Annotated in this window: 2 protein-coding genes; one reads left to right on the forward strand and one right to left on the reverse strand. The window is 63.6% G+C overall.

Annotated features, from left to right (window positions below; genetic code table 11):
* Positions 1 to 828: MFS transporter (locus HX846_RS29670; protein ID WP_178966739.1), on the forward strand; the 828-nt coding region annotated here is incomplete at its 5' end.
* On the opposite strand, the gene arfB is transcribed toward HX846_RS29670, so the two are convergent.
* The gene (arfB, locus tag HX846_RS29675) at positions 825 to 1238 is read right to left on the reverse strand and encodes an alternative ribosome rescue aminoacyl-tRNA hydrolase ArfB (protein WP_003212972.1); all 414 of its coding nucleotides are present in this window, start codon (positions 1236 to 1238) and stop codon (positions 825 to 827) included. The two genes, HX846_RS29670 and arfB, sit on opposite strands and share 4 nt — an antisense overlap.
* Positions 1239 to 1320: the final 82 nt, after the last annotated feature.

The following is a 1320-nucleotide window of genomic DNA, read 5'->3' on the forward strand; positions in this document are numbered from 1 at the left end:
CTGGTGGGCTCGGGTTCCATCGGCTGGGGCATTGGCCGGGTGGGCGCGGCGAATACCGCCAAGGTCATCTCCTGGAACGGCATCGCCAGCTACGGCGCCCTGGCCATCGGCGCACCGCTGGGGGTGTTGCTGGTCAGTCATTTCGGGTTGTGGAGCATGGGCGTCAGTATCATCCTGCTGGCGGTGCTGGGCCTGCTGCTGGCCTGGCCGAAAGTCGCCGCGCCGATCGTGGTGGGCGAGCGCCTGCCGTTCATGCATGTGCTGGGGCGCGTGTTGCCTCACGGCTGCGGGCTGGCGCTGGGCTCGATCGGGTTTGGCACCATCGCCACCTTCATCACCTTGTATTACGCGACCCAGCATTGGGATAACGCGGTGCTGTGCCTGAGCCTGTTCGGTGCCAGCTTTATCGGGGCGCGGTTGTTGTTCGGCAATTTGATCAACCGCATTGGCGGGTTTCGCGTAGCGATTGCCTGTTTGTCGGTGGAGACGCTGGGGCTGCTGCTGCTGTGGCTGGCGCCGGATCCTCATTTGGCGTTGGCGGGTGCGGCGTTGAGCGGGTTTGGCTTTTCCCTGGTGTTTCCGGCCTTGGGTGTGGAGGCGGTCAACCTGGTGCCCGCCTCGAGCCGGGGCGCGGCGGTGGGGGCGTATTCGCTGTTTATCGATTTGTCGTTGGGGATCACCGGGCCGTTGGCCGGGGCGATTGCGGCGGGGTTCGGGTTTGCCTCGATCTTCCTGTTTGCGGCGATCGCGGCGTTTGGCGGGTTGCTGTTGAGCCTGTATTTGTATCGGCAGGCGCCGAAGTATCGCGAAGAACGTCAGGCGAGTTAGAAGTCCACCTTGCCGCGGCCGGCCTTGATGCTGCCGCGTTTGGTCTTGGATTCGAGGCGGCGCTTCTTTGAGCCCAGGGTGGGTTTGGTGGGGCGGCGTTTCTTTTCGACCTTGGTGGCGCTGAGGATCAGTTCCACCAGGCGCTCGAGGGCGTCGGCGCGGTTTTGTTCCTGGGTGCGGTATTGCTGGGCCTTGAGGATCAGTACGCCTTCGCTGGTGATGCGGGTGTCGCGCAGGGCCAGCAGGCGTTCCTTGTAGAAGTCAGGCAGGGACGAGGCCGGGATGTCGAAACGCAGGTGCACGGCGCTGGAGACCTTGTTGACGTTTTGACCGCCAGCGCCCTGGGCGCGGATGGCTGTCAGTTCGATCTCGGCGTCGGGGAGGTGCACGTTGTTGGATATCACCAGCATTTTTTGATCGGGCCTTGGGGTGGAGGGGTAAGGATACGCCAATGTGTTGGGCTGCTGGGGGCTGGGGGCATATCCGTTATTT

The organism is Pseudomonas sp. K5002 (genome assembly GCF_013386655.1).
Taxonomy (GTDB): domain Bacteria; phylum Pseudomonadota; class Gammaproteobacteria; order Pseudomonadales; family Pseudomonadaceae; genus Aquipseudomonas.